Origin of the sequence: Pseudomonas sp. PAMC 26793 (genome assembly GCF_000313235.1) — a bacterium.
Taxonomy (GTDB): domain Bacteria; phylum Pseudomonadota; class Gammaproteobacteria; order Pseudomonadales; family Pseudomonadaceae; genus Aquipseudomonas; species Aquipseudomonas yamanorum.
In genome coordinates, this window is sequence record NZ_AMXG01000041.1 from 147,080 (window position 1) to 173,766 (window position 26,687).

Genomic DNA, 26,687 nt, shown 5'->3' on the forward strand with positions numbered 1-26,687 from the left:
GCCGTTATTCAACGCTCCAAGGGATAATCTGCTGAATCTGGCAGGCTGACGTTGCGACCTAGCCGATTGCTTGCGTCACCAGCGCAAACTGGTTGATGCCGCCGCTTGATTGCGGGGGCACACCCAAGACCATTCGCGGCGCTTTGTCGATGCATGGCAGCCCCAGGCTTTCCAGCCAGTCGGCCAACCCGCAGGCGGTGGGAATGTCGAAGCGCACGAACTGACCCGGAATCAACCGCAGCAGGTGAGTGATCAACTGTCGGGCCTGTTCCTGATTGTGTGCAACGACAGGACCAATGATATGGCCCCGACCAAATCGGCGGAGCAGGGCGCAACCGTTGAGTTGCCCTTCGACCTCGATGCCAACCACATGCTCGGCAGTGGGCAGCAGGTCGTTGAGTACCTCGGTGCGGTCCAGGCCGCTGCCGGCATTGGCCAGTTCGATCACCGTGGGGTAATCAGCCAGGCTCAATACGCGACAGTGGGCATGCCGGGTCAACGGCATGGGTGCCGGAGCTTGCGGTACGCCCTGATGTTGCTGAATGCGCGCAAAGTCGACGAAGCCCAGGCTGGTGTACAACGGCGCCCCTGACTCGGTTGCGTTGAGGATCGGCGTACGTGGGGCCGTAGCGTCCAGGCACAGGTTCATCAACTGGCGCCCGATGCCTTTGCCCTGGTGTTGCTCGCTCACAATCACCAGGCCGATGGAGGAATAAGCCCCCTGATGGCAGGCGAATGCCACGCCCACTAATTTGCCGTCATGTTCAGCGACAAAGCCTTCGGACGTGCGTTGCACCATCGCCCAATCTTCCTCGCGGTGAGGCCATTTCAGGTGCACGGACAGCGCGTGGGCGGCGGGCATGTCGGCGGCGGTGACTGTGCGATAAACGTAGGCGTGGCTCATATCAGTTTTCCTGTAGTGGGGGCGTTTGCAGGCACCGCAGAGGGTTGGGTAAACCGTCGGATATCGAAGGGGCTGATCAAGGTGCTGGTGCTGCCGGTGCTGATCAGCTCGGCCATGACATCCCCCACGCCGGGGCCAAGCTGGAAGCCGTGCCCACAGAAACCGAAGGCATAAAACAACCCGTCCACGCTGCCGCTCGGGCCCATCACCGGTAGGGAGTCTGGGGTGTAGCTCTCGATACCGCTCCACACGCGGATGATGTTCAGCTTCTCGGCCCCCGGTAACAGTCGCCGCATTTGGCGCATCTGGTTGAGCAGGCTTTCGGGTTTGAAAAACGCCCGTCGGTTGATCATGTCCGGCGTACAGCGGTTGCCGCCGCCGATGATGATATTGCCGCGCGGGATCTGGCGTAAGTAGATCACCTCTTCCTTGATTTTGGTGAACACACCGATCACGGTCGGCAAGGCGTAGGGCACCGGTTCGGTGACCGACATCTGCGGGCCGTTGGGCTCCAGCGGTACCGGCTCACCAAAGCGCTCGGACAAGCGGGCAGCCCAGGCACCGGCGGTAATCAACAGCTGCTCGGCGACGAACAACTGCCCGTCGGTGGTGGTGACGTGGAATAAACCATTGACCTTTTCCACGTCGGCGACTTCGGTCTTTTCCTCGATTCGTGCCCCGAGACGCCGGGCTGCACGGGCAAACGCCGGCGCTGCGAGGCGCGGGTTGGCGTGACCATCGTGAGGCGCATAGGAGCCGCCTTTCACCTCCGGGCCGAGGAAACCAAAGCGCCGGTGCAGCTCGGCGCCGCGATAGATTTTCAAGTCCAGTTGCGCGGCTTCCGGCGCGGCGGCGTAGGCCTCAAGTTCAGCGATTTCCTCTTCGCGATAGCACACGCGCATGTGGCCACTGGGGATGAACTCCAGGTCGTCATCGATCAGCTCGGGCAGGCGTTTCCACAACGCCCAAGATCGATTGGCCAGCTCCAGTTGCCCCAGGTAGCGGCCCTGGCGGCGCACGTTGCCGAAGTTCACACCGCTGGCGTACTGACCGATCTGGTCGCGTTCCAGCAGCGTGACCGAGCAGCCGCGCCGCCGCAGGAAAAACGCCGACGAGGCGCCCATGATGCCGCCACCGATAATCAGCACCTGGCTTTTCGAACCTGATTGATTACCAGCCATGGAGGCGGCTCCAGATGTGTACGCCGCCTTTGGCGTCCACGGCGTGATAGTCCGGGAACTGCGCGCCGGTGGCGCAGGCGTGGTTGGGGAGGATGCGCAGCCGGCTGCCAATGGGGAAGCGCGTAACAAGGTCGCCACTGGCGGCGGTGCCCAGGGTGACGATGCCATGTTCCTGATTGGCGCCCGTGACCAATGCACCGTCGATCCAGTCGCCGGCTTCGGTACACACTTGGCCATAACCGAAGTCCTGGCGCTGGCGCTGTGTGCCACGGTCACGGCTCATGGCCATCCAGCCGGCGTCAGTGATGATCCAGCCTTTGTCCGGCTGATGGCCGATCACCGTGGTCAGTACGCTGAGTGCCAACTCGTCGGCCTGACACACGCCAATGTTGCGCATCACCAGGTCAAAGAACACATACACGCCCGCCCGCACTTCGGTGACACCGTCCAGGTTCAGGGCCGAGAGGGCCGTGGGGGTTGAGCCGATACTGACCTCGGCGCACGCCAGTCCGGCTTCGCGGAGGGTGCGGGCGGCGCTGACGCAAAGCGCACGTTCCTGTTCGGCCAGCGCCTGCAGGGCTTCGAGGGTGTCCAGCTCGTAACTGGAGCCCGCGTGGGTCATCACCCCCCGCAGGCGCATACCGCCGTCGTTGAGGAGGTGCGCCACCTCAATCAGCACAGGGTCTTGCGCGGCCAGGCCTGAGCGATGGCCGTCGCAATCGATCTCGATCCAGACGTCGAAGTGTTCGTCATGTTGCTGTGCGAACGCGACGATGGCGCGGGCGCCTGAGACGCTGTCGGTGAGCAGGCTCAAGTTGCAGCCCTTGCGCCGCAGGGCCAGGGCCTGAGGCAATTTGCCCGGGGCTATGGCGACGGCGTAGAACACATCGCGGATGCCTGCGGCGAAACAATGCTCGGCTTCTTTGAGGGTGGAAACCGTGACGCCGCAGGCGCCTGCGTCAATCTGTGCCTGGATCACCGGCAAGCACTTGCTGGTTTTGATGTGCGGGCGCAAACGTACGCCAAGGGTGCCCATGCGCGCTTGCATACGCTGGATGTTGTGCTGCATTCGCGTAAGGTCGATGAGTGCGACAGGTGTGTCTAGGGAGGCAATCTGCATGGACATGGCGGAACTCGAGTGACTGGGTATGGGCGGCACTCTACTCAGCTGCACTTAAGTTGTGGTTCAATCATGGCTAATCAATCATTAAGTAAAATTGAATGATTTCCATCGAAGACCTGCGTCTGGCCGTCACCCTTGCGCGCTCTGAATCACTGAGCGCTGCGGCCCGAGCCCTGAACGTCACTCCGCCGGCGCTCTCCATGCGCCTGCGTAAACTGGAGACCTTCCTGGGGCTGACCCTGGCCAATCGCGATGCCCGACGCCTCAGCCTTACGGCAGATGGCGAGCGGTTCTCGCGAGAAAGTGCGCTGCTGCTGGAGCAGCTCGAAGCGCTGCCGGAGTCCTTCAGGCAAAAGGATGAAACGCTGGTGGGCACCTTGAGGTTGGCGGCGCCATTTGGCTATGGTCGGCAGCGAATCGCACCGCTGTTGGCGCGTTTTGCCAGGATGCACCCCCAGCTGTGCCTGCACCTGGATTTACGCGAGACCCCGTGGCCTGATCGTCATGACAGCGATGCGGTGATTCACATCGGCCATCTCAACGACAGCCTGTGGACGGCGCGGTCGCTCACGCCAAATGAGCGCTGGTTATGCGCGAGCCCAGCCTACCTGCAAGCCCACGGTGTACCGTCATCACCGGACGAACTGGCGTCCCATCGCTGCATTTGCATTCGTGAAAATGATGAGGACGTTACGCTGTGGCACCTGCGCAAAGGGCAGGGCCGCAAGACGCTGCGCGTGGAGCCGGCGTTGCTGAGCAATGATGGCAGCGTTGCCCGGCGCTGGGCCGAGCAAGGCTTAGGGTTGGTGTTGCGTTCGCAGTGGGATGTCAGCGACGCCGTAGCCAGCGGCAGCCTGGTGCGCGTGCTGGCGGATTGGAGTTTTGACAGCGCTCCGATCATCCTGCTGGTGCCGTCGCGCAAACTTCGCAGCCCGCGCGTCCAGGCATTGGTGGCGTTTATGGAGGAGGCGCTGAAAGCCTGATTTGTGCCTTATTTCACGGCGTAAACCTTGCGTACGTACACCGTGCTGGTCCATGCGCACGGTGCGCCTTTGGCCACAAATACCGTGTCGCCACGGTTGACCGTCACCGCAACTCCCTCGTCGTCTTGCAGCGTGACGCTGCCTTCGAGCAGGTGCATCAATTCATGCAGTTTGTGCGGGCGGCCGTGGCGGGCGTAGGGCGTTGAGTCCCAGATGCCAATGCGCAACTCGGTGACCTCATCGTCGAACAGGTTGCACGCGCGGCACTGTGGGGTTGGGCCGATCAGGATCTGTGGCTCGGGCGCGGCGGAGGGATTGAGCAAGGTATGCGGGGCAAGCGAGGTCAGGCCCGGGCGCGCCGGAGCATCGGCTTGGTCGACGGCGCAGAACGCCCATTGGCTGCCTGCGCTTGCCTGCACCGTAAGGCGTGTGCCACGGCCGATCACGGCGCTGCTGCCGACCCCCAGTTCCAATGTCTGTTCTGCACTGCCCAGCACCACATGGCCGGCGTGCACCACCAGTGTTTCGCTGTGGGGGAAGTCTTCGATCACGGCTTCGCCGCTAAAGGTCACCAGCCCTGCGGACACGCCATCGTCGCCCAGCCAGGCGAGTTGGCGGGTGTCGCCGAAGGGGTCCAGCGCGCTCAAGGCACCGGTATTGAAAGACGTGGCAACGCGGCTGCCGTCGGCGCGAGCCAACAGCAGGATACGGGGAGAGGACATGGGAATGCTCCGGGAGGAAAGTCAGCCGATCGCCTGGGTGATCAGGGCAAAAGGGAGTACGCCTTGGCTGGCACGGGGCGGTGGGCCCAGTGCCATCTGCGCGACGGTGTCGATGTTCTTCAGGCCGGTGCTTTCGAGCCAGTCGCTGAGGCCGCAGGCGACGGGAATGTCGATGCGGACAAAGGCATCCGGCACCTGGGCCAGCAGTACCGCGATCAAGTGCTTGGCCTGATCGATGTTTTCGGCAACCACCGGGCCAATGCAGCGCCCACGACCAAACGGCCGCAGCAGGGCGAAGCCGCGTAGCTGGCCATCGCGCTCGATGCCTACCGCGTGTTCCACCTGCAGGTCACGCAGTACTTCGCGGCGGTCCAGGCCACTGGCGGCTTTGGCCAGCGCGAGCAGGCTGGGGTGGTCGTCGGCGTGCAGGGCGCGGCAGGTTTCGCCATCGGCCAGTCCCGGCAGGGCGGGCACCAACGCCTGGCCCTGATGTTGCTGCACTCGCCCAAACTCGACAAACCCCTGGCTGGTATACAGCGGGGCGCCGGCGAGGGTGGCGTTGAGGACCGGCGTGCGCGCATCGCAGGCGGCGAGGGCTTTTTCCATCAAGCGACGGCCGATGCCCTGGCCCTGGTAGTCATTGCTGACGATCACCAGGCCGATGGTGGCGTAGTCGCCCTGGGGGCAGGTGAAGGCGCTGCCGATCAGACGCTCGCCATCCATCACCACGAAACCGTCGCTGACACGTTGCAACATGGCCCAGTCTTCCAGGCGGTGAGGCCATTTGAGTTGCACCGACAAGGCATGGGCGGCCGGCAAATCGGCCACGGTCATCGGGCGGTATACATAAGCAGGGTGTGGCAGGGCGGACATGGCGAGCCTCCATAGAGCGTATTGTTCAGCACGAGGGTGCTTGTATCCCACCTGTTTTATAGGCTGGCAAGTGGGTCGGGAATATTCGGCAGATTCCTTGGGCTGTGTGTTGCGCGGCCACAGTTACTACTTAATTGGGGTAGGGGAGCAGCAGCAAATGCCAAGGGTGTTTTCCGGGTACATCTCCATCGCGCGGTCACGGCCATGCAAGCAATCCCGGCCAGCCACACTTTCTGCCGCCCCCACCCCCGTCCTTAAGCCTTTCTGCCCCCAAAAGCCCCCTAAAAGCGCACAAACACAGGCCCTGCCCAAGCCTGGCGCGCACCGCAAAGTCTGCTGAGCCCGGCCACCAAAACGGTGGTTTGTATTGAGCGAAGGTCTTTTTAGACGGCATATGCTGATTTCACAGTGGTGTAATGAACCTGTGCTGCAACGAGGCGGAGCCGCCGCCAGGGCAGTGAACGCTTGTCACACTCAACGAACTTCAGGACCGCACTCCATGAGCTTTCTTCGTCCCAAATTCATTACGTTCGACTGCTACGGTACGCTGACCAACTTTCATATGGGCACCATGACCCGCGAGCTCTTCGCCGATCGCATCACCCCTGAGCAGATGGACCAATTCGTCAAGGACTTCTCGGCCTATCGCCTCGACCAGGTCATGGGCGACTGGCGCCCCTACGACGAAATTCTCAAGACCGCCCTGGCCCGTACCTGCAAGCGCTGGGGTATCGAGTATCGCGAGGAAGGCCAGCTGTATTACGACGCTGTGCCGACCTGGGGCCCCCACGCGGACGTGCCGGCCGGCCTGTCGAAGATTGCCGACAAGATTCCCCTGGTGATCTTCTCCAATGCCAGCGACAGCCAGATCATGTCCAACGTCGACAAGCTCGGCGCGCCATTTCACAAAGTATTCACTGCCGAACAGGCCCAGGCCTACAAGCCGCGCCTGGCCGCCTTCGAATTCATGCTCGATAACCTGGGTTGCGGTCCGGACGACATCTTGCATGTGTCTTCCAGCTTCCGTTATGACCTGATGCCGGCCCATGACATGAAGATCAAAAACAAGGCGTTCGTTGCCCGTGGCCACGAAGTGCCAGGCAATGCGTTTTACGGTTACCAGCAGATCACCGATATCGGTGGGCTGCCAGCGTTGGTCGGTCTGTAACAGCACACCAAGGGGTAAAGCATGGGCAGTGAATCCTATTGGCTCGACACCGCACCGGCGTTCACCGGTGCCCAACTGGGCAGCTTGCCCGGGCAGGTCGATGTGGCTGTGGTCGGTGGTGGCTTCACTGGCCTGGCGGCGGCGCGTGCGTTGGCGAGCAAAGGGGCGAGTGTGGTGGTGCTCGACGCCGGCCGTGTAATCGGCGAGGCCTCGGGGCGCAACGGTGGCCAATGCAACACCGGCGTGGCCCAGGATTATGCCGGGCTGCACGCCAGCCTCGGTGCCGCCAAGGCGCGCGCCTATTACCAGGCCTATGAAAGCGCGGTGCAGACCGTCGTTTCGTTGGTCGAGCAGGAAGGGATTGCCTGCGACCTGGTGCGCAACGGCAAGCTCAAGCTGGCGGCCAAGCCCCTGCATTATGAAGGCCTGGCCCGCACCTGTGAGCTGATCCGCCAGGAGGTGGATGCCGATGTCGCGTTGCTCAGCGCCGAACAGACCCGTGCCGAAGTCCACTCGACCCAGTTCCACGGCGGCTTGTTGCAGCGCAACGGCGTGCAGATGCATGTCGGTCGCTTCGGGGTGGGCCTGGCCGAGGCGGCCGCGCGGCGCGGCGCGATGATCTACGAGCACACTGCCGTCAAGGACTGGAAGGCCCAGGCCGGTGGCTATCAGGTCAACACCGCCAAAGGCTCGCTGCACGCCGGGCAAGTGCTGCTGGCCACCGGCGCCTGCCAGCATGGCGACCTCGGTTGGTACCGTCGGCGCATTGTGCCGGTGGGCAGTTTTGTCATTGTCACCGAAGTCTTGCCCCAAGCGTTGATCGATCAGTTGCTGCCGCTGCGCCGCGCCTATGTGACCAGCCGCATGATCGGCAACTATTTTCGCCTGACCCCGGACAACCGCCTGCTGTTTGGCGGGCGTGCCCGGTTTGCCATGTCTGACAGCGTCTCCGACGCCAAGAGCGGCAAGGTGCTGCAGGCGGCGATGTTGAACATGTTCCCGCAGTTGGCGCACGTGAAGATCGACTACTGCTGGGGCGGCCTGGTGGACATGACGTCCGACCGCCTGCCCCGCGCCGGCCAGCATGGCGGCGTGTTCCATTCCATGGGCTACAGCGGCCATGGCGTGCAGATGTCGGTGCACATGGGCCAGGTCATGGCTGACGTCATGGCGGGCAACGCGGCGGCCAATCCGTGGGGTGAACTGGAATGGCCGGCGATTCCCGGGCATTTCGGCAAACCCTGGTTCCTGCCGTTCGTGGGCGCCTATTACCGTTTCCAGGACTATTTGCACTGAGTTGCCGTTGTTGCGTGACCGTCGTTTGCGTTTCCAGGACGCTCCGGACATCCGTGAGCACTCGATTCTTCCGATTATCGACAGGTAGCCTTGCTATGACTGACAACAAAAACACACCCGAGCTCATCTCCGGCCAGGAAAGCCTGCGGGTGTTCGAAAGTCTCAACCGTGGCATGTCGCGCCGCAATGCCCTGCAAATGCTCGGCGTTGCGGGCGTCGCCGCCGCTGGTGCGGGCAGCCTGTTCGGCGCCGCCGGCAAATTGTTCGCCGATGAAGCGGCCACCGAGGGCAAAGGCAAGCCGGGCGGCAAGATCCGCGTGGCCGGCATGTCCAGCTCCACCGCCGACACCCTCGACCCGGCCAAGGGCGCGCTGTCCACCGACTATGCACGCCACTACATGTTCTACAACGGCCTGACCCGTTTCGATAAGCACCTGGTGCCGCAACTGGAACTGGCTGAGCGCATCGACAATACCGACGCCACGGTGTGGACCATCACCCTGCGCAAAGACGTGACCTTTCACAACGGTAAGGCCCTGACCGCCGCCGACGTGGTGTTCTCCCTGAACCGCCACAAAGACCCGCTGACCGGCTCCAAAGTCATGCCGCTGATGGAGCAGTTCGCCGAGATCAAGGCCAGCGGGCCGAACGAGGTGCAAATTCGCCTTAGCGCGCCCAACGCCGAGTTGCCGTCGATCCTCGCCGTGTCGCACTTGTTGATCGTTCCCGAGGGCACCACCGACTTCAACAAAGGCATCGGCACCGGCCCGTTCACTGTCGGTGAGTTCAAGCCGGGTGTGCGCTCGATTGCCGTGCGCAACAAGAACTACTGGAAACCGGGCTTGCCGTACCTCGACGAGATCGAGTTCATTGCCATCGCCGACGAGCCATCGCGGGTCAACGCGTTGCTGTCGGGCGACGTGCACATGATCAACGAGGTCAACCCGCGTTCCACCACGCGCATCGCCGCGAGTACCAAGCACCGGGTCGTGGATGCGCCGTCGGGCAACTACACTGACTTGATCATTCGCCAGGACCAGTTACCCGGCAAAAGCCCGGAATTCACCCAGGCCATGAAGCTGCTGCTCGACCGTGAGCAGGTCAAGTCTGCGGTGTTCCGTGGGTTTGCCGTGGTGGGCAACGACCACCCGATCGCGCCGGGTTCACGTTACTTCAACGCCGACTTGCCGCAGACGGTCTACGACCCGGAAAAAGCCAGGTTCCTGCTGAAGAAAGCCGGCATGGAAAGCATCACCATGCCGGTCATGGCATCGCCTGCCGCCACCGGTTCGGTGGACATCGCCGTGCTGTTGCAGCAATCGGCGAAACAGGCCGGGCTCAAGCTGGACGTGAACCGCCTGCCGAGCGACGGCTATTGGTCCAACCACTGGATGAAGCACCCGTTGAGCTTCGGCAACATCAACCCTCGGCCGAATGCCGACGTGATGTTCTCGCAGTTCTTCCAGTCCAAGGCGCCGTGGAACGAATCCGGCTGGCAGAACGATCAGTTCGACCAGCTGCTGATGCTGGCCCGTGGCGAAACCGATGACGCCAAGCGCGCCAAAATGTATGGCGACATGCAGACCCTGGTGCACGACCACTGCGGTATCGGCGTGCCGGTGTTCATCAGCAACATTGACGGCGTGGACCAGCGCGTCAAGGGATACGGCACCAACCCGCTGGGCGGTTTCATGGGCTACATGTTTGCCGAGCAGGTGTGGTTGGACGCGTGAGGAGGGCAGTGCGATGAATGGCAATACACTGTGGTTGATCGCCCGGCGTTTCGGCGCCGGGGCCGTGACCTTGTTGATCGTGTCCATGGTCGTGTTTGCGATCACGGCGGTGCTGCCGGGGGACGCGGCGCAGCAATCCCTCGGCCAGTTCGCGACCCCTGAGCAGGTGGCGGCACTGCGCCTGAAGCTGGGGCTGGACCAGCCCGGTGTGTTGCGTTACCTGCACTGGTTGATGAGCCTGCTCACCGGCGACCTGGGCGTGTCAGTGTCCAACGCCATGCCGGTGGGTGAACTGATGGCGGGCCGGGTGCCCAACACCCTGATGCTGGCGGGCGCCACGGCGCTGGTCTCGGTGCCGGTGGCACTGGTACTGGGTATCGGCTCGGCGATGGGCCGTGGCGGGCGCATCGACAGCTGCCTGAGCTTTATTACCCTGGCGATGGTCGCGGTGCCGGAGTTTCTGGTGGCCACCCTGGCGGTGCTGATTTTCGCGGTCAACCTCGGCTGGTTGTCGGCACTGTCTTACGCCAGCGACATCACCTCACCACTGCAATTCATGCGTACCTATGCCTTGCCGGTGATGACGCTGTGCTGCGTGATCGTCGCGCAAATGGCCCGCATGACCCGCGCCGCGGTGATCGACCAGCTCGACAGCCCCTACGTGGAAATGGCCCGACTCAAAGGCGTCAGCCCCATTCGCATTGTGCTGCGCCATGCCCTGCCCAATGCCATCGGGCCGATCGCCAATGCCATCGCCCTCAGCCTGTCGTACCTGCTGGGCGGGGTGGTGATCGTCGAAACCATCTTTAATTATCCCGGCATTGCCAGCTTGATGGTCGATGCCGTGACCAACCGTGACATGGCGCTGGTACAAGCGTGCACCATGTTGTTCTGCGCGGCCTACCTGGGGTTGGTGCTGATCGCCGACCTGTGCGCAATCCTGTCCAATCCGAGGCTGAGAAACCAATGAACCCGCTCATTGCGAAATCCAAGCCTGTGTCTTCCGCGCTGGCCCTTGCCAAGGTTTCCAGCGGCCCGTCCTGGTTGGGGCTGGTGGGCGCCGTGGTGTGCGTCGTCTGGTTGCTGGTGGCGCTGTTCGGCCCCTGGCTGGCGCCACACCCGGTGGGTGAAGTGGTGTCCGATAACATCTTCGAAGGCTTCAGCCTCACTCATCCGTTCGGCACCGACTACCTGGGGCGCGACATGCTCAGCCGGGTATTGGTAGGCGCGCGATTCACCGTCGGGCTGGCGCTGGTGGCGGCCCTGTTGGCCAGCACCTTCGGCACCGGGTGTGCGCTGCTGTCAGTGGTCTCGCCCAAGTGGCTGGACGAGATCATCAGCCGCATCATGGATGCCTTTATCTCGATCCCAAGCAAAATGCTTGCGCTGATCATGGTCTCGGCGTTTGGCTCGTCAGTGACGCTGCTGATCTGCACGGCGGTTATCAGTTATATCCCAGGCTCGTTCCGCGTCGCCCGCAGCATGGCGGTCAATATCGAGGCCCTGGAGTACGTGCAGGTTGCGCGCACTCGCGGCGAAGGCCGGTTGTACGTGGCGTGCATGGAAATCCTGCCGAATATGCTCAACCCGGTATTGACCGACCTGGGCCTGCGGTTCGGCTACATCGTGCTGTTGCTCAGCGGCATGAGTTTTCTCGGCCTCGGCGTACAACCGCCAGACGCCGACCTCGGCTCGCTGGTGCGCGAAAACATCGGCGGCCTCAATCAGGGTGCGCTGGCCATCATCATTCCGGCGTTGGCCATTGGCACGCTGACCATCGGTGTGAATCTGCTGATTGATTACTTGTCATCACGACGCAGTCGACGCACGGGAGGCCATTGAAATGACCCAATTGATTCGCGTCGAAGACCTGCGTGTCGTTGCTGGAGACGAGCGCGGCGAGGTGGAAATCGTCAAAGGCGTGAGCTTTTCCCTTGAAAAAGGTGAAGTGCTGGCGCTGATTGGCGAGTCCGGCTCGGGCAAGACCACCATCGCCCTGGCGTTGCTCGGCTATGCACGGCGTGGCTGTCGCCTGTCCGGCGGGGTGGTGCAGGTCGGTGAACACGACATGCTCGCCTTGAGCGAAAAACAGCTGCAGGGCCTGCGCGGCAATCGCGTGTCCTATATCGCCCAAAGCGCCGCAGCGGCTTTCAACCCGGCCAAGAAACTCATCGACCAAGTGGTGGAAGGCGCGTTGATCCATGGCCTGGGCACCCGGGTCGAGCTGGAAGCCAAGGCCATCGGCTTGTTTCGCGACCTGGCCCTGCCCAATCCCGAACGTATTGGCCGGCGCTACCCGCACCAAGTCTCCGGCGGGCAACTGCAGAGGGTGATGGCGGCGATGGCGCTGATCAGCGACCCGTTGCTGGTCGTACTCGACGAGCCGACCACGGCCCTGGACGTGACCACCCAGATCGATGTGTTGCGCGCGTTCAAACGCGTGGTGCGTGAGCGTGGCGCCACGGCCGTTTACGTGTCCCATGACTTGGCGGTGGTCGCGCAAATGGCCGACCAGATCGTAGTGCTCAATGGCGGGCAGATTCTCGAGCAAAGCGCCACGGCGCCGCTGCTCAAGGCGCCGGCCCACGAGTACACCCGCAGGCTGCTGGCTGCTGCGCGGCCAGACACCACCATCCGCCCGCCCAGCGGGATTGCCGAAGACGTGCCGCTGCTGACCATCAGCGGCCTCACCGCCGGCTATGGCAACAAGAACATGCAAGGCATGCCGGCGATTCGGGTGCTGGAAGATATCGACCTGACCGTGCGTCGTGGCCAGGCCATCGGTGTGATCGGTGAGTCGGGCTCCGGCAAGTCCACCTTGGCGCGCGTGGTCGCGGGGCTGTTGACTCCGGCCCTGGGGGGGCTGACGTTCGATGGTCAGCCGCTGGGCGGCCACCTGTCTGAGCGCACGCCGGAGCAGTTCCGGCGGATCCAGATGGTGTTCCAGAACGCCGACACCGCGCTTAACCCGATGCACAGCGTGGCGACCATCCTCAGCCGCCCGCTGAAGATGTATTTCGGCCTCAAGGGCGCTGCCTTGAAGGCGCGCGTCGGTGAGTTGCTGGACCTGGTGCGCCTGCCGCGCACCCTGGCTGAACGTCGTCCCAACGAGCTGTCCGGCGGGCAAAAGCAGCGGGTCAACCTGGCCCGCGCGCTGGCGGCCAAGCCCGACCTGATCCTGTGCGATGAAGTGACCTCGGCCCTCGACACGGTGGTGGGCGCGGCGATCCTCGAACTGCTGCGGGACCTGCGCCAGCAACTGGGGGTGTCGTACCTGTTTATCAGCCATGACATCTCCACCGTGCGTGCGTTGTGCGATGACATTGTGGTGATGTACAGCGGCCACAAGGTGCAGGCCGGCAACCGCCAGTCGTTTGCCGAGCCACCGTTTCACCCCTACACCGACCTGCTGATTCACTCGGTGCCCGAGTTGCGCCAGGGCTGGCTGGAAACCTGCGGCACCACGTGCGAAACGCTGCCAGCGATTGGCGAGCGGGCCAATGTGCCGGAGCTGTGCACCTTCCTCAATCGCTGCCCGGTACGCGTCGACGGCCTGTGCAACCGCACTGCGCCGAGTCGCCGAGCCCTCGACAACGGCGGTGAAATCCTTTGCCACCACGACAGCGCCCAGTTGCTGAATACCCAGCGGGGCGTCACCACCACCAGCTTGGGAGCCTATGCATGAAGGGGCGTTTTGTGAGGTTGGCCGAACAGGGCCGGCCGACGGTCAGCCTGACCGTGGATGGTGCAGCCATCGAGGCCTTGCAGGGCGACACCTTGATGGTGGCGCTGCTGACCCAGGGCCATGCGCTGCGCCAGTCGGAATTCGACAGCGGGCGCCGCGCCGGTTTCTGCCTGATGGGCGCGTGCCAGGACTGCTGGGTATGGACCCGCAGCGGTGAACGCCTGCGTGCCTGCTCCAATGAAGTCCGTGACGGGCTGGACATCGTTACCACACAACCGGAGGCGACATGGCCACTGCACGGGTAGTTATTGTGGGCGCCGGACCTGCCGGGGTGCGCTGCGCCGAAACCCTGTTGGCGGCGGGTATCAAGCCGATCCTGATTGATGAAAATCGCCGTGACGGTGGCCAGATCTACCGCCGCCAGCCCGACGGGTTCACCCGCGACTACACCACCCTGTACGGCAGCGAGGCTGCCAAGGCCCAGGACCTGCACCAGAGTTTCGATCGCCTGCGCGGCGCCATTGACTACCGCCCCGACACCCTGGTGTGGAACCTCACGCCGGGGCAACTGTGCTGCGTGAGCCAGGGCCGCCATACCACCGTGGAGTATGACGCGCTGATCCTGTGCACCGGCGCCACCGACCGCTTGATGCCCGTCGAGGGTTGGCAACTGGCGGGCACCTATAGCTTGGGCGGGGCGCAGATCGCCCTGAAAAACCAGGCCGTGTCCATCGGTCATCGCGTGGTGTTCATGGGCAGCGGGCCGTTGCTGTACCTGGTTGCCAGCCAATACGTGAAGGCCGGCGCCGAGGTGGCGGCCGTGCTTGATACCTCGCCACTGAGCCTGCGCCTGAAAGCCATGCCCAAACTGTTGGCGCGGCCTGGCGTGCTGTTCACCGGGATCAAGCTGCTGGCGCAACTGTACCGCGCCAAGGTGGCGGTGCACCTGGGGATCAAGCCGCTGCAAGTCATGGGCGACGCCGCCAAGGGTGTGATGGGCGTGCGGTTCACCACGGGCAGTGGGCGGGTGGTCACGGTGCAGGCGGACGCCGTTGCGCTGGGTTATCACCTGCGCCCCGAGACGCAATTGGGCGATCTGGCCGGGTGCGCCATGGCGTTTGATCAAGCCTCCAGCCAATGGTGGCTGGCCACCGATGACGCCGGACGCACCTCGGTGAAGGGCGTGTATGCAGCCGGTGACGGTTCGAAGATTCGCGGCGCGGATGCCGCCGAGCACGCCGGGCGCCTGGTGGCGTTGGCACTGCTGGAAGACCAGCAACAACCGGTGGACACCGGCTTGCGTGATGAACAACAACAGGCCTTGGCAGTGATGGACCAGTTCCGCCTCGGCCTGGCCCAGGCGTTCCCTTGGCCCAGTGAACAGGCCAGGGCCCTGCCGGACAGCGCCATCGTGTGCCGCTGCGAGATGATCAGCGCCGGCGAGTTGCGCCGCACCGTGAAGGAGAAGGGCGCCTGCGAGGTCAATCGCGCCAAGGCGTTCAGCCGCGTGGGCATGGGCCGTTGCCAGGGGCGTTATTGCTCCCAGGCCGGGGCTGAAGTGATCGCCGCCGCTGCCGGCGTGCAGGTCCAGGAGGTGGGGCGCCAGCGCGGCCAGGCGCCGGTCAAACCCTTGTCGATGCTGATCACCGAGGAGGTGCCTTCATGAGTGTACAAAAAGCCGATGTAGTGATTGTCGGTGGCGGCGTGATGGGCTCGGCCACCGCGTTTTTTCTGCGGCGTCGCGGGCTGTCGGTGATCCTGCTGGAGCGCGACCAGATCGGTCAGTACGCCAGTGGCGTCAACTTCGGCAACGTGCGCCGGCAAGGGCGCTTCCTTGGTCAACTGGCCCTGGCCAACCGCTCCTGGGCGCTGTGGAAGCGCCTGCCGGAACTGATCGATGATGACCTGGAGTTCATTCCCAGTGGCCACATGCGCGTGTGTTACCGCGAAGATGAAATCGCCGAGCTGGAAGCCTACGCGGCCGCGCCGGAAGCTGAACAGCTGGACCTGAAAATTTATCGTGGCACCGAGCTGCATCAACGCTTCGGCTTCCTCGGCCCGGACGTCAAGGGCGGCTCCTATGCGCCCCACGATGGCCACGCCAACCCGCGCCTGGCCGCGCCGGCCTTTGCCCGGGCTGCACGACGCCTGGGGGCGCAAATTGAAGAGCGCACTGAAGTCGCCGAGGTGCAGAAGGTCGGCGCTGACTTTCAGGTCTCCACCACCGACGGCCGCCAGTTCCACGCCGCGCAACTGTTGATCACCGCCGGCGCCTGGGGTCAGAAACTCTCGGCGCAGTTCGGTGAGCCGGTACCGCTGGACACCCACGGCCCGCAAATGGCGGTGACCGAGCCGGTGCCCTATTCATTGCCGACCGTGATCGGCGTCTACACCAAGATCCCGGAAGAAGTGATCTACTTCCGTCAGATTCCCCGGGGCAATATCGTCATCGGCGGCGGTTACCGCAGCAAGCCCGACATGCTCAACCGCCGCGCCTATGTGGAACCGCGCAGCATCCTCAACCAGGTCAGCCAGATGCGCCGCCTGCTGCCGGGCGTGGGTAACCTGAATATCATCCGCGTGTGGAGCGGCATCGAAGGCTACCTGCCGGACTCGCTGCCGGTGATGGGCGCCAGCGGCACCGTCGACGGCCTGTTTTATGCCTTCGGTTTTTGCGGCCACGGCTTCCAGCTCGGCCCGGGCGTCGGCGATGTGATGGCCGAACTGCTTGGCACCGGGAGCACCAGTACCCCGATCGAACCGTTCTCCATCACCCGGTTCGCCCCACCTGTCGAGCAACGGAGCCAAGCCTCATGAAACCCCGGGTTCTCGAGATTCTCAAACAGTTGATGGCTTTCGACACCGTGTCGTCGGAATCCAACCTGGCCCTGATCGACTACGTGCGCGACCTGCTGCTGACCAAAGGCATCGAGTCGCTGATCGTCAAAGACCAGAGCGGCAAGAAGGCCAACCTGTTCGCCAGCACCGGGCCCAAGGAGCAGCCCGGGGTGTTGCTGTCCGGGCACACCGACGTGGTGCCGGCAGCGGGGCAGGCCTGGACCTTTCCCGCCTTCGCCGCCACCGTGCAGGATGGGCGCATCTATGGGCGCGGCAGTTGCGACATGAAGGGCTTTATCGCCCTGGCCATCGACGCCATGCTGGATGCCGCCGACCACCGCCTGAACCGCCCGCTGCAACTGGCCCTGTCCCATGACGAAGAGATCGGTTGCGTCGGCGTACGGCGCCTGCTCGACGTGCTGCACCTGGCGCCGGTGCGGCCGTTTCTGTGTGTGATCGGAGAACCCACCAACATGCAGTTTGTGCTGGGCCACAAGGGCAAGGGCTCTTACCGCACCTATTGCCGGGGCCAGGAAGCCCATTCTTCCCTGGCGCCACGCTCGGTCAATGCGATTCATGTGGCGTGCGACTTTATCGCTGCCCTGCGCGATAGCCAGCAGCAACTGCAACGCCACGGCGCACAGGACAGCGACTACGACGTGCCCTATAGCACCGTGCATGTAGGGCAGATTGTCGGCGGCAAGGCGCTGAATATCGTACCTAACCTGTGCACCCTGGATTTCGAAGTGCGCAACCTGCCGGCCGACGATCTGGACCTATTCCTGGAGCAGATGCGTGAGCGCGCTGAAGTGATCGTGCGCGAGGCACAGAAGTTGTCCAGCGTGGCGGCCATCGAAATCGAAACCGTCAATGTGTATCCCGGCCTCGACACCCACCCCAGCGTCGAAGCCGTACGTTTTCTCAAGCAATTCGCCGCGCCAGGTACCGGCACTTCCAAGGTCTCGTTCGGTACCGAGGGCGGCCTGTTCAAGCAGCGCCTGGATGTGCCGGTGGTGGTGTGCGGGCCGGGTTCGATCGAGCAGGCGCACAAGCCCGACGAGTTTATCGAGATCAGCCAAATGGACGCCGGCGAGCGCTTTTTGCAAGGTTTGCTGGGTTCGCTTACGGCCTAGCAGAGCCTGCCGTCCTGGGGGCAATTTCAGCACGGGACGCTGCTGAAGCTGCGCTTTCGGCATCCTGATTCGCGTCACCTCCCTAGACTGGAGCGTGTCTCGGATCAGGACTCGACCATGCTCAATAATCGCTTGCAAGACCCCAGCCTCCTGGCTGAACTCGCCTATGTGGATGGCCAGTGGATCGCTGCCGACAGCGGCGCCACCCTGGACATCCGCGACCCCGCCACCGGCCACCTGCTGGCGCGGGTGCCGGCCATGGACGCCGTGGATACCCACCGCGCCATCGCCGCCGCCGAACGGGCCTGGCCCGCCTGGCGCGCACGCCCGGCAGCAGAGCGTGCGGCACTGCTGGAACGTTGGTTCCAGGCCATGCTCGACAACCTCGATGACCTGGCGCTGATCATGACCTGGGAACAGGGCAAGCCGCTCGCTGAAGCCAAGGGCGAGATTCGCTACGGTGCCGGTTTCGTCAAATGGTTCGCCGAGGAAGCGCGCCGGGTCTATGGCGAAACCATGCCAGCGCCCAGCGGCGACCGACGCCTGCTGACCCTCAAGCAGCCGGTGGGTGTGTGCGCGGCCATCACGCCGTGGAACTTCCCCAACGCGATGATCACCCGCAAATGTGCGCCGGCGCTTGCCGCTGGTTGCCCGATCATCGTCAAGCCGTCGGACCTTACCCCGTTGTCGGCATTGGCCCTGGCGGTGTTGGCTGAGCGAGTCGGCATTCCGGCCGGGGTGTTCAACGTGATCACCGGGTTGCCTGCCGGCATCGGCGAGGCGCTGACCGGCAACCCGGCGGTGCGCAAGATCTCCTTTACCGGTTCCACCGCCGTTGGCCGCTTGCTGATGCGTCAGAGCGCCGAGCACATCAAGCGCCTGAGCCTGGAGCTGGGCGGCAATGCACCGTTTGTCGTATTTGACGACGCCGACCTGGAGCAGGCCGTGGCCGGGGTGATGCTCAGCAAGTTCCGCAATGCCGGGCAAACCTGCGTGTGCGCCAACCGCATCCTGGTACAGGCCGGTATCTACGCGCGTTTCGCCGCGCGCCTGGTGGAGGAGGTGAGCAAGCTCAAGGTCGGTAACGGTCTGGAGGAGGGCGTGACCATCGGCCCGCTGATCAACCCGGCGGCGGTGAACAAGGTCGCACGGCATATCGACGATGCCCTGAGCCAGGGCGCGAAGCTGTTGTGTGGCGCGATCCCCACGGGTGACAGCCAGTTTGTGCAGCCCACGGTGCTGGGTGACACCCACGCCGGCATGTTGCTGGCCAATGAAGAAACCTTCGGCCCGGTGGCACCGCTGATGCGCTTTACGGATGAAGCCGAGGCGCTGGCCCTGGCCAACGCCACGCCGTATGGCCTGGGCGCCTACTATTTCACCCAGGACCTGCAGCGTTCGTGGCGTTTTGGCGAGGCGTTGGAGTTTGGCATGGTCGGGCTCAATACCGGGATCATCTCCATGGAAGTGGCGCCGTTTGGCGGTATCAAACAATCGGGCCTGGGGCGCGAGGGCAGCAAGTACGGCCTGGACGAATACCTTGAAGTCAAAGCCTTCCATATCGGCGGCTTGAACTGAATTTTTGCGAGGCACGCACCATGAGCAAGGCATTCAGAATCGCCGCGATTGCCGGCGATGGCATTGGCAAGGAAGTGCTGCCCGAAGGGCTGCGGGTACTGGAACGGGCGGCCAGTCTCTGGAACTTGAACCTGAGCATCGAGGTGCTCGACTGGGCTCACTGCGATTACTACCTGGAGCACGGGCAGATGATGCCTGAGGACTGGTTTGAGCAGCTCAAGGGCTTTGACGCGATTTACTTCGGCGCCGTGGGCTGGCCGGACAAGGTGCCCGACCATATTTCCCTGTGGGGCTCGTTGCTCAAGTTCCGCCGCGACTTCGACCAGTACGTGAACATCCGCCCGGTGCGGCTGTTCCCTGGGGTGCCGTGCCCCTTGGCAGGGCGCGAGCCGGGGGACATCGATTTTGTGGTGATCCGCGAAAACACCGAGGGCGAATATTCGTCAGTGGGTGGCAAGATGTTCGAGGGCACCGAGCATGAATTCGTGCTGCAGGAGTCGGTATTCACCCGGCGCGGCGTCGACCGCATCCTCAAGTTTGCCTTCGCCCTGGCCCAGTCCCGCCCGCGCAAGAAGCTCACGGCGGCGACCAAGTCCAACGGCATTTCCATCAGCATGCCCTACTGGGATGAGCGCACCGCATTGATGGCCGCCAACTACCCCGAAGTGAGCTGGGACAAGCAGCACATCGACATCCTGTGTGCGCGGTTTGTGCTGCAACCGGACCGGTTTGATGTGGTGGTGGCGTCAAACCTGTTCGGCGACATCCTCTCCGACCTCGGGCCGGCGTGCGCCGGGACGATCGGTATTGCGCCGTCGGCCAACCTCGACCCCGAGCGGCGCTTTCCGTCATTGTTCGAGCCGGTGCACGGTTCGGCGCCGGATATTTATGGGCAGAACATTGCGAATCCCATAGCGATGATCTGGTCGGGGGCGTTGATGCTGGATTTCCTTGGCAATGGGGATGAGAGGTATCGGGCGGCCCACGACGGGATCCTGCGGGGGATTGAGGCGGTCATTGCCGAGGGCATGGTGACGCCAGATCTGGGCGGGAAGGGCTCTACTCAGGATGTCGGGCTGGCGATTGCCCAAAGGCTTCAGATCTAAAGCGAGCAGGCTCAAAAATGTGGGAGCGGGCTGGCTCGCGAATGCAGGGGTTCAGTTGAAATATCTTTGGCTGACACCCCGCATTCGGTTGATCCGGCGCCGGGGCACGGTGTCGCAGAGTTACACAGGTTTTCTGTGGGAGCTGTCGAGCTTCAGCGAGGCTGCGATGACGTCGGCACAGTCGACATCGATGTTGCCTCACCCACCGCTATCGCGGCCTCGCTGAAGCTCGACGGCTCCCACATTTGGATCTCCATGCATCAATAACCCTTGCGCCGATGAGCGATCGTTCCCACGTTCTACGTGGGAATGCATCCCGTGACGCTCCGCGTCACCACTGCGCAAGCCTTGAACCGTGCGTTGCCCGTTGGACGCAGAGCGTCCGGGGCGGCATTCCCACGCAGAGCGTCGGAACGATCATATCAAGACCGTTCTCTCACATTTGGATCTCCACGCATCAATAACCCTTGCGCCGATCCACCTCACCCACCATCTGTTCCCCACGTTCATACCGCCGGATATTCTCCAGCAACACCCCAAACGCGCTCGCCGGTTGGGTCATGGCTGCGATATGGGGCGTCAGCACAATCTGCGGGTGATCCCAGAATGGATGATCCGCTGGCGCAGGTTCCTCCTGCAGCACGTCCAGCACTGCACCGCTCAGTTGCCCACTGCCCAATGCCTCCAGCAAGTCTTCTTCCACCAGGTGCCCGCCACGGCCCAGGTTGATCAGCGCCGCCCCACGCGGTAACTGTGCAAACAGCTGCCGGTCGAGAATGCCTTGGGTCTGCTCGGTCAACGGCAGCACACACAACAGAATGTCGCACTGGCCGAGAAACGTCGGCAGTTGGTGTTCACCGGCGTAGCAGTCCACACCTGGCAACTGATGAGCACTGCGCGCCCAGCCCGACAGCGCAAACCCCAACGGCGCCAACGTTGCCAGAATCTGCTGGGCCTGGGTGCCCAGGCCCATCACGCCGACCCTGCGACTCACGGCCGGCTGCAACAGGTGTGCCTGCCAGCAACGCGCGGCTTGTTGCTGGCGGTAGCGCAACATATCGCGGTGCAGGCTGAGCACCGCCCAACTGGCGTACTCGCACATGCCGCGGGTGATGCCGGGGTCGAGCAGGCGCACCACGGGCAGGGCGGGCGGCAAGCGGGAGAGGTCCAGTTGGTCGACCCCGGCCGACAAGGCAAACAGCACTTTCAGGTTGGGCAGTACTTGCTTGAGGTTGTCGGGCGCCTGCCAGGCGGCCAGGTAGTCCACCTCTTCGGCATTGCCGATGTCGGGCCAGGCGCGCCATTCGATCTGCGGCGCGTGTTCGGCGAACAGTGCCTGCCAATGTTGGCCGCGCACCGGGTCAGCTTTGTAGAGCAAGGCCATGGGCATTTCCTGCAGGGTTTGGGTAGCCCTCATCATCCCCCAAGCCCGGCGCAGGATCTGTTGAAAGGTGGGGGCAAAACAGTCGATCCGAATTTCTCACGGGCCAAGTTCGGCGTAGTTGGTTGCCCGCAAGCCTTACTCTGAACCACATCGCAACCACTTTCCGGTTGCTGCATTCACGATGGGAACTGCCATGAATAGCAAGGTCGACGAAACCCCTCATTTGCTCCGTCAGCGCGATCAATTCGTTCCCCATGGCCTGGTGACCGCTCACCCGCTGGTGATCGACCGTGCCCAGGGCGCCGAGTTGTGGGACGTGGATGGCAAGCGTTACCTGGACTTCGTCGGCGGGATCGGCGTGCTGAACATCGGGCATAACCATTCCAAGGTGGTGGCGGCGGTGCAGGCCCAGTTGCAGAAGGTCTCCCACGCCTGCTTCCAGGTGGTGGCCTACCAGCCTTACCTCGACCTGGCACAGCGGCTGTGCGAAATGGTCGGCGGGCAGGAAGCCTATAAGGCCGCGTTTTTCACCTCCGGCGCCGAGGCCGTGGAAAATGCGGTGAAGATCGCCCGCGCCCACACCAATCGCTCGGCGGTGATCGCCTTTCGGGGCGGCTTCCATGGTCGTACGCTGCTTGGCACCACGCTCACCGGCATGAGCCAACCCTACAAACAGAACTTCGGGCCGTTTGCACCGGAGGTGTTCCACACACCGTATCCGAATGCTTATCGCGGGGTGACCAGCGAGCTGGCACTCAAAGCCCTGGATGAACTGCTGGCGACCCAGGTGGCGCCGGAGAGGATCGCGGCCATCATCATCGAACCGGTGCAGGGCGACGGCGGCTTCCTTGCCGCGCCTGCGGAATTTCTCCAGGCACTGCGTGCGTTGGCGGACAAGCACGGCATCGTGTTGATCCTGGATGAGATCCAGACCGGTTTCGGCCGTACCGGGACCTGGTTCGGCTACCAGCATGCGGGCATCCAGCCTGACCTGGTCACCGTGGCCAAGAGCCTGGCCGGCGGCTTGCCGTTGTCCGGTGTAGTCGGCAAGGCGCACATCATGGACGCACCGCTGCCTGGCGGCCTGGGCGGCACCTACGGCGGTAATGCGTTGGCGTGCGCGGCGGCACTGGCGGTGATCAGCGCGTTCGAGCAGGAGCAACTGCTCGAACGCGGCCAACGGCTGGGCGAACGCCTGCGCCGGGGCCTGCTTGATTTGCAGGCGCGCTACCCGCGTATCGGTGATGTGCGCGGCACCGGCTTCATGTTGGCGATCGAGCTGATCCAGGATGACCCGGCGCGCACGCCGGATGCCGACCTTAACCAACGGCTGATCGATGAAGCCCGCGCCGGCGGGTTGCTGGTGATCAAATGCGGCGTGCATCGCAACGTGCTGCGCTTTCTCGCGCCGTTGGTGACGTCCGAGGCCCAGATCGACGAAGCCTTGGCGATACTCGACGGCGCCTTGGCACGGGTCTTGAACTGAGCCTGTGCTTGTTCAGGGTGGACGGCATCATTGGAGACTTGACCCCACATGGGACTGACAGATTATCGAGCGTTGCTGATCGATTGCGATGAAGTGCTGGTGGACCGCGACTCGGGTGTGTTGGCCGCCTTGCAACCGCTGCTCGACAGCCGTGGCGGGCAGCCGCCCAGGGAGCAGGTGCTGGCCGAGTACAACACGGTGGTCGCGAATCTCTACCCGCGCTTCGCCGAGTTGGGCTTCAGTGGCCTGCTGTGTTTCGCCCACCGCCAACTCGCCGAACGCTGGGGGCTCCACGCCAGTTGGGAGGAGGGCATGAGCTTTGCCCGCAGCGCCGGCAGTTGGGCGCTGTTCGAGGACGCACCGGGGGCTATGCTGTATTTGCGCAAGTTCTATCGGTTACTGGTGCGTGGCGACCGTGACGCAGAGGATCGTGGTGTGTTGTGTGAGCGGCTGGGTATTGCACCGGAAGATTTCATTTCCCTGGCCGATGACCTGCAATGGCTCAGCGAGCAAGCGGAGGATGTGCAACCGGTGCTGCATGTGACACGACCGTCGGTCGCGGCGCACGGCGTGCTGGACCGCTGTTTGATCGGCCGCCAGCGGGCCCGGCAGCCTTCGCCGTGCGCGGCGGATTACTGCATCAGCAGCATGGCGGATCTGGTGGCTCAGCATCAGCTGTCTTTACGGCGCTGATTTTGCTAGAAGATTGTCTTACAAACGGCAGTCAAGAGGTACGCAATGGAAGGGCAAGTGAAGCTGGACCGGATCGATATCAGTATTTTGGTTGAACTGCAAAAGGACGGCCGGATGACCAATGTCAGCCTCGCCGACGCCGTGGGCTTGTCTGCCAGCCCGTGTTTGCAACGGGTCAAGCGGTTGGAGTCGGCGGGGTATATTTCCAGCTACAAGGCGCACTTGAACCTGGCCAAGATTACCGATTCGGTCACGGTGTTCACCGAGATCACCCTCAGCGACCATAAGCGCGAAGACTTCGCCAAGTTCGAATCCAATATCCGCCTGGTAGACGAAGTGCTCGAATGCCACCTGATCAGTGGTGGTTACGACTACCTGGTGCGCTTCATGACCCGCAGCATCCAGCATTACCAGGAAGTGGTGGAGAGCCTGCTGGACAAGAACATTGGTATCTCCAAGTACTTCAGCTATATCGTCATCAAGTCGCCCGTGCTCAAGGACGGCGTGCCCCTGCGCAAACTGCTGCGCCACTGAAGTCGCCTGCACTGCTGATGAAGAGGCAGTGTGGGGGGATTGGCGTTGTACCTGAAATGGACACATCCGTGCCTCGATGCTTCAAGCGTCAGCCAACTGAAACCGATAACCCACCCCATACAATGATTCGATGGGCGTTTCCCCAGGGCACGCCTGCTCCAGCTTGCGTCGCAGATTGCGAATATGGCTGTCCACCGTGCGGTCGGTGACCACGCGGTGGTCGGAGTAGATCTTGTCGAGCAGTTGGTCACGGGAAAATACCCGCCCGGCGGAACGTGCAAAGGTGCTGAGCAGCCTCAGCTCCAGGGGCGTGAGGTCAAGTGCGACACCGTCGAGTGAGGCGCGATACTGCGTTTCGTCGATCAGCAATCGCTGCCGTGTACTGACCAGCAATTGGGGGCCACGCCGCAGGATGGCCTTGACCCTGGCCACCACCTCGCGGGGGCTGAAAGGCTTGCAGATGTAGTCGTCGGCGCCCAGGTCCAGCCCCAGCAGGCGGTCCACTTCTTCGACGCGGGCGGTGATCATGACGATGGGGACCGAGCTGAACTCGCGTAGGTCCTGGCACACTTGCATACCGTCACGCCCGGGCAGCATCAGGTCGAGCAGGATCAGGCGCGGTGCCTGGGTGCGCACGGTTGGCACCACCTGCAAACCGTTGTCGAGGCACAAGGTCGGGTAGCCAGCGGCGATCAGATAATCCTGCATCAATGCGGCCAGCTTCGGTTCGTCTTCAACGATCAGGATCGGGCTTGCGTCGCTCATGGGTCAGATATTCCTTGGCAGGCGGAGGGTCAGCCAAAGGCCTCCGAGGGGCGAGTGAGCGGCGCTGAGGCTGCCGCCGTGGGCGAGCGCGATGCTTTGACAAATCGCCAGCCCCAGGCCGGCCCCGCCACTGGCACGGTTGCGCGAGGACTCGCCGCGATAGAAACGCTCGAACAGGCGCGGCAACTGCTCGGCCGAAACCCCGGGGCCGGAGTCAAGGAAGTCGATGCACACGTCGGCCTGATCCGTGAAGGCACGGATGCGTATGACGCCCTCCGGATCGGTATAGCGCACCGCGTTTTCCAGCAGGTTGGAAAACAATTGCTGCAAGCGATTGGCATCGGCCGACATTTCCAGAGGCTCAGCCGGCAGATCCAGTTCGATGCGCAAGCGGCGTGCGTTCAAGCGTTCCTGGAACATCGACACGCTGCTGTTCAGCAGTTGATCCAGCGCACACGCGTGCTTGCGATAGGTCAGCGCGCCCACATCCGCCAGCGAAAGCTCGTAGAGGTCATCCACCAGTTTGCTGAGCATGCTGACCTCACCTTGCAAGGACTTCATCGAGCCTTGGTTCAGGGTACGTACACCGTCTTCGATGGCTTCCAGCTCGCCGCGCAATACCGACAGCGGGGTGCGCAACTCGTGGGACACGTCGGCCATGAATTCGCGTCGCATCTGTTCATTGCGCTCCAGGGTGTAGGCGAGCTGGTTGAAGTCACGGGCCAATTGGCCTACCTCGTCATTGGAGGCCACCGCCACCCGGCTGCTGTAGTCGCCGCTGGCCAGGCGGTGGGTCGCCGCAGCCACCCGTTTGACCGGTTCCAACAGTGTGCGGGCGATCCACCAGGCAATCAGCATTGCCAGCAACAGCGAAAAGGCGCCCATGACCAGGCTGGTGCGTAACTGATATTGCTGGAACCGTTCGCCGCCGGCTTCGGTCACGCTCTGGAACGGGGTCACGGCCAGCCAGCCAACGGTTTCACCGGCCACGACAATCGGGCGTAACAGGGCGTCGTTACCGATATCCGGGTAACCGTTCACGCGTTTCTTGTGTTTATCCAGCAAGGCGATGCGAAACAGGGCGCCCGTCAGGTCCGAGGCCAGGGGCGTGCGCAAGTCGTTCTTCGCCGGATCTTCACCGAGTTCGGGCCGCATGATGTCGAACCAACGGTCCGGCTGGTTGCGCAGGAATTCCCAATTGCCTTCCCGCGCGTAGGCACTGGCCAGGCGCGGCAGCACGGGCGCCATGCGGTCCAGTGCCTGTTCATTGAGATAGCCGAGAAAGCCCCGTCCAAAACTCCAGCTGGTCGCCAAGCCCATGCTCAGGATGACCAGCAGCACGCCGGCCAGTACCGCAATAAACAGCTTGGTGGAGATACTCAACTTCATGGAGGTGGGCCGTCAGCAATGGATTGAACCATTTAGGCCCTGGCGAACAAAAGATTCAACCCGGCCGGGCAATCTTCAATTTTCCTGCACATTTGCCTCGCAGGATGGCGCTG

The 26,687-nt window shown here is 63.2% G+C and carries 24 protein-coding genes; 16 read left to right on the plus strand and 8 right to left on the minus strand.

Annotated elements, in window-relative coordinates:
- Positions 1-58: 58 nt before the first annotated feature.
- From D109_RS0122535 to D109_RS0122545, 3 genes are read right to left on the minus strand one after another with little or no spacing between them, the layout of a single operon-like run.
- Positions 59-904, minus strand: a complete 846-nt coding sequence (locus D109_RS0122535; protein ID WP_017478850.1) for a GNAT family N-acetyltransferase — start codon at positions 902-904, stop codon at positions 59-61.
- Complete coding sequence (locus tag D109_RS0122540) at positions 901-2,085, minus strand: FAD-binding oxidoreductase (RefSeq protein ID WP_017478851.1); 1,185 nt, start codon at positions 2,083-2,085, stop codon at positions 901-903. Before D109_RS0122540 ends, D109_RS0122535 begins: the two co-directional genes overlap by 4 nt.
- Positions 2,075-3,211: a DSD1 family PLP-dependent enzyme gene (locus tag D109_RS0122545; protein ID WP_026078158.1), complete on the minus strand. Its 1,137-nt coding sequence runs from the start codon at positions 3,209-3,211 to the stop codon at positions 2,075-2,077. Before D109_RS0122545 ends, D109_RS0122540 begins: the two co-directional genes overlap by 11 nt.
- A 95-nt stretch (positions 3,212-3,306) precedes the next feature.
- Here D109_RS0122545 and D109_RS0122550 point away from each other — a divergent pair, with 95 nt between their 5' ends.
- A complete protein-coding gene (locus D109_RS0122550; protein ID WP_017478853.1) occupies positions 3,307-4,191 on the plus strand; it encodes a LysR family transcriptional regulator in 885 nt (294 codons plus the stop codon).
- Positions 4,192-4,199: 8 nt separating this feature from the next.
- On the opposite strand, the gene D109_RS0122555 is transcribed toward D109_RS0122550, so the two are convergent.
- Both D109_RS0122555 and D109_RS0122560 read right to left on the minus strand, forming a co-directional pair.
- Complete coding sequence (locus tag D109_RS0122555; protein WP_017478854.1) at positions 4,200-4,913, minus strand: cupin domain-containing protein; 714 nt, start codon at positions 4,911-4,913, stop codon at positions 4,200-4,202.
- 21 nt (positions 4,914-4,934) lie between these two features.
- On the minus strand, positions 4,935-5,786 hold the full coding sequence (locus tag D109_RS0122560) for a GNAT family N-acetyltransferase (protein WP_017478855.1): 852 nt from the start codon (positions 5,784-5,786) through the stop codon (positions 4,935-4,937).
- Positions 5,787-6,285: 499 nt separating this feature from the next.
- Between D109_RS0122560 and D109_RS0122565 the strand changes: the two genes are divergently transcribed.
- The 12 genes from D109_RS0122565 (at position 6,286) to D109_RS0122620 (ending at position 20,323) form a co-directional block, all read left to right on the plus strand.
- The gene (locus D109_RS0122565) at positions 6,286-6,954 is read left to right on the plus strand and encodes a haloacid dehalogenase type II (protein WP_017478856.1); all 669 of its coding nucleotides are present in this window, start codon (positions 6,286-6,288) and stop codon (positions 6,952-6,954) included.
- A 21-nt stretch (positions 6,955-6,975) separates the two neighbouring features.
- Positions 6,976-8,250 carry an FAD-binding oxidoreductase gene (locus tag D109_RS0122570; RefSeq protein WP_017478857.1) on the plus strand — a complete coding sequence of 425 codons (1,275 nt, stop codon included), beginning with the start codon at positions 6,976-6,978 and terminating at the stop codon, positions 8,248-8,250.
- 95 nt (positions 8,251-8,345) lie between these two features.
- Positions 8,346-9,983, plus strand: coding sequence for an ABC transporter substrate-binding protein (locus D109_RS0122575; RefSeq protein ID WP_017478858.1), 1,638 nt, complete (start codon positions 8,346-8,348; stop codon positions 9,981-9,983).
- A gap of 13 nt (positions 9,984-9,996) precedes the next feature.
- Positions 9,997-10,953 (plus strand): ABC transporter permease, encoded by a 957-nt coding sequence (locus tag D109_RS0122580; protein ID WP_017478859.1) that lies wholly within the window; start codon positions 9,997-9,999, stop codon positions 10,951-10,953.
- The gene (locus D109_RS0122585) at positions 10,950-11,825 is read left to right on the plus strand and encodes an ABC transporter permease (protein WP_017478860.1); all 876 of its coding nucleotides are present in this window, start codon (positions 10,950-10,952) and stop codon (positions 11,823-11,825) included. Before D109_RS0122580 ends, D109_RS0122585 begins: the two co-directional genes overlap by 4 nt.
- A 1-nt stretch (position 11,826) precedes the next feature.
- Positions 11,827-13,668: an ABC transporter ATP-binding protein gene (locus D109_RS0122590; RefSeq protein ID WP_017478861.1), complete on the plus strand. Its 1,842-nt coding sequence runs from the start codon at positions 11,827-11,829 to the stop codon at positions 13,666-13,668.
- Positions 13,665-13,973: a (2Fe-2S)-binding protein gene (locus D109_RS0122595; protein WP_017478862.1), complete on the plus strand. Its 309-nt coding sequence runs from the start codon at positions 13,665-13,667 to the stop codon at positions 13,971-13,973. Before D109_RS0122590 ends, D109_RS0122595 begins: the two co-directional genes overlap by 4 nt.
- The gene (locus D109_RS0122600; protein ID WP_017478863.1) at positions 13,955-15,334 is read left to right on the plus strand and encodes an NAD(P)/FAD-dependent oxidoreductase; all 1,380 of its coding nucleotides are present in this window, start codon (positions 13,955-13,957) and stop codon (positions 15,332-15,334) included. Before D109_RS0122595 ends, D109_RS0122600 begins: the two co-directional genes overlap by 19 nt.
- Positions 15,331-16,485: an FAD-binding oxidoreductase gene (locus tag D109_RS0122605; protein ID WP_017478864.1), complete on the plus strand. Its 1,155-nt coding sequence runs from the start codon at positions 15,331-15,333 to the stop codon at positions 16,483-16,485. The genes D109_RS0122600 and D109_RS0122605 overlap by 4 nt, the downstream gene beginning before the upstream one ends.
- Positions 16,482-17,639, plus strand: a complete 1,158-nt coding sequence (gene argE, locus D109_RS0122610; RefSeq protein ID WP_020480191.1) for an acetylornithine deacetylase — start codon at positions 16,482-16,484, stop codon at positions 17,637-17,639. The genes D109_RS0122605 and argE overlap by 4 nt, the downstream gene beginning before the upstream one ends.
- A 117-nt stretch (positions 17,640-17,756) precedes the next feature.
- The gene (locus D109_RS0122615; RefSeq protein ID WP_017478867.1) at positions 17,757-19,217 is read left to right on the plus strand and encodes an NAD-dependent succinate-semialdehyde dehydrogenase; all 1,461 of its coding nucleotides are present in this window, start codon (positions 17,757-17,759) and stop codon (positions 19,215-19,217) included.
- Between the two features lie 20 nt (positions 19,218-19,237).
- Positions 19,238-20,323 carry a tartrate dehydrogenase gene (locus D109_RS0122620; RefSeq protein WP_017478868.1) on the plus strand — a complete coding sequence of 362 codons (1,086 nt, stop codon included), beginning with the start codon at positions 19,238-19,240 and terminating at the stop codon, positions 20,321-20,323.
- A gap of 457 nt (positions 20,324-20,780) precedes the next feature.
- Here D109_RS0122620 and D109_RS0122625 read toward each other — a convergent pair whose 3' ends face one another.
- On the minus strand, positions 20,781-21,707 hold the full coding sequence (locus D109_RS0122625) for a glyoxylate/hydroxypyruvate reductase A (protein WP_017478869.1): 927 nt from the start codon (positions 21,705-21,707) through the stop codon (positions 20,781-20,783).
- Positions 21,708-21,900: 193 nt separating this feature from the next.
- On the opposite strand from D109_RS0122625, the gene gabT reads away from it, so the two are divergent.
- From gabT to D109_RS0122640, 3 genes are read left to right on the plus strand one after another with little or no spacing between them, the layout of a single operon-like run.
- A complete protein-coding gene (gene gabT, locus D109_RS0122630) occupies positions 21,901-23,193 on the plus strand; it encodes a 4-aminobutyrate--2-oxoglutarate transaminase (RefSeq protein WP_017478870.1) in 1,293 nt (430 codons plus the stop codon).
- A gap of 48 nt (positions 23,194-23,241) precedes the next feature.
- The gene (locus D109_RS0122635) at positions 23,242-23,886 is read left to right on the plus strand and encodes a 2-haloalkanoic acid dehalogenase (protein WP_017478871.1); all 645 of its coding nucleotides are present in this window, start codon (positions 23,242-23,244) and stop codon (positions 23,884-23,886) included.
- A gap of 45 nt (positions 23,887-23,931) precedes the next feature.
- On the plus strand, positions 23,932-24,420 hold the full coding sequence (locus tag D109_RS0122640; protein ID WP_010449292.1) for an Lrp/AsnC family transcriptional regulator: 489 nt from the start codon (positions 23,932-23,934) through the stop codon (positions 24,418-24,420).
- An 81-nt stretch (positions 24,421-24,501) separates the two neighbouring features.
- Here the strand turns inward: D109_RS0122640 and D109_RS0122645 are convergent, their stop codons facing one another.
- Together D109_RS0122645 and baeS are read right to left on the minus strand one after the other, a co-directional pair.
- Positions 24,502-25,185: a response regulator gene (locus D109_RS0122645; protein ID WP_017478872.1), complete on the minus strand. Its 684-nt coding sequence runs from the start codon at positions 25,183-25,185 to the stop codon at positions 24,502-24,504.
- Between the two features lie 3 nt (positions 25,186-25,188).
- The gene (baeS, locus tag D109_RS0122650) at positions 25,189-26,574 is read right to left on the minus strand and encodes a sensor histidine kinase efflux regulator BaeS (protein WP_017478873.1); all 1,386 of its coding nucleotides are present in this window, start codon (positions 26,572-26,574) and stop codon (positions 25,189-25,191) included.
- Between the last annotated feature and the right edge of the window lie 113 nt (positions 26,575-26,687).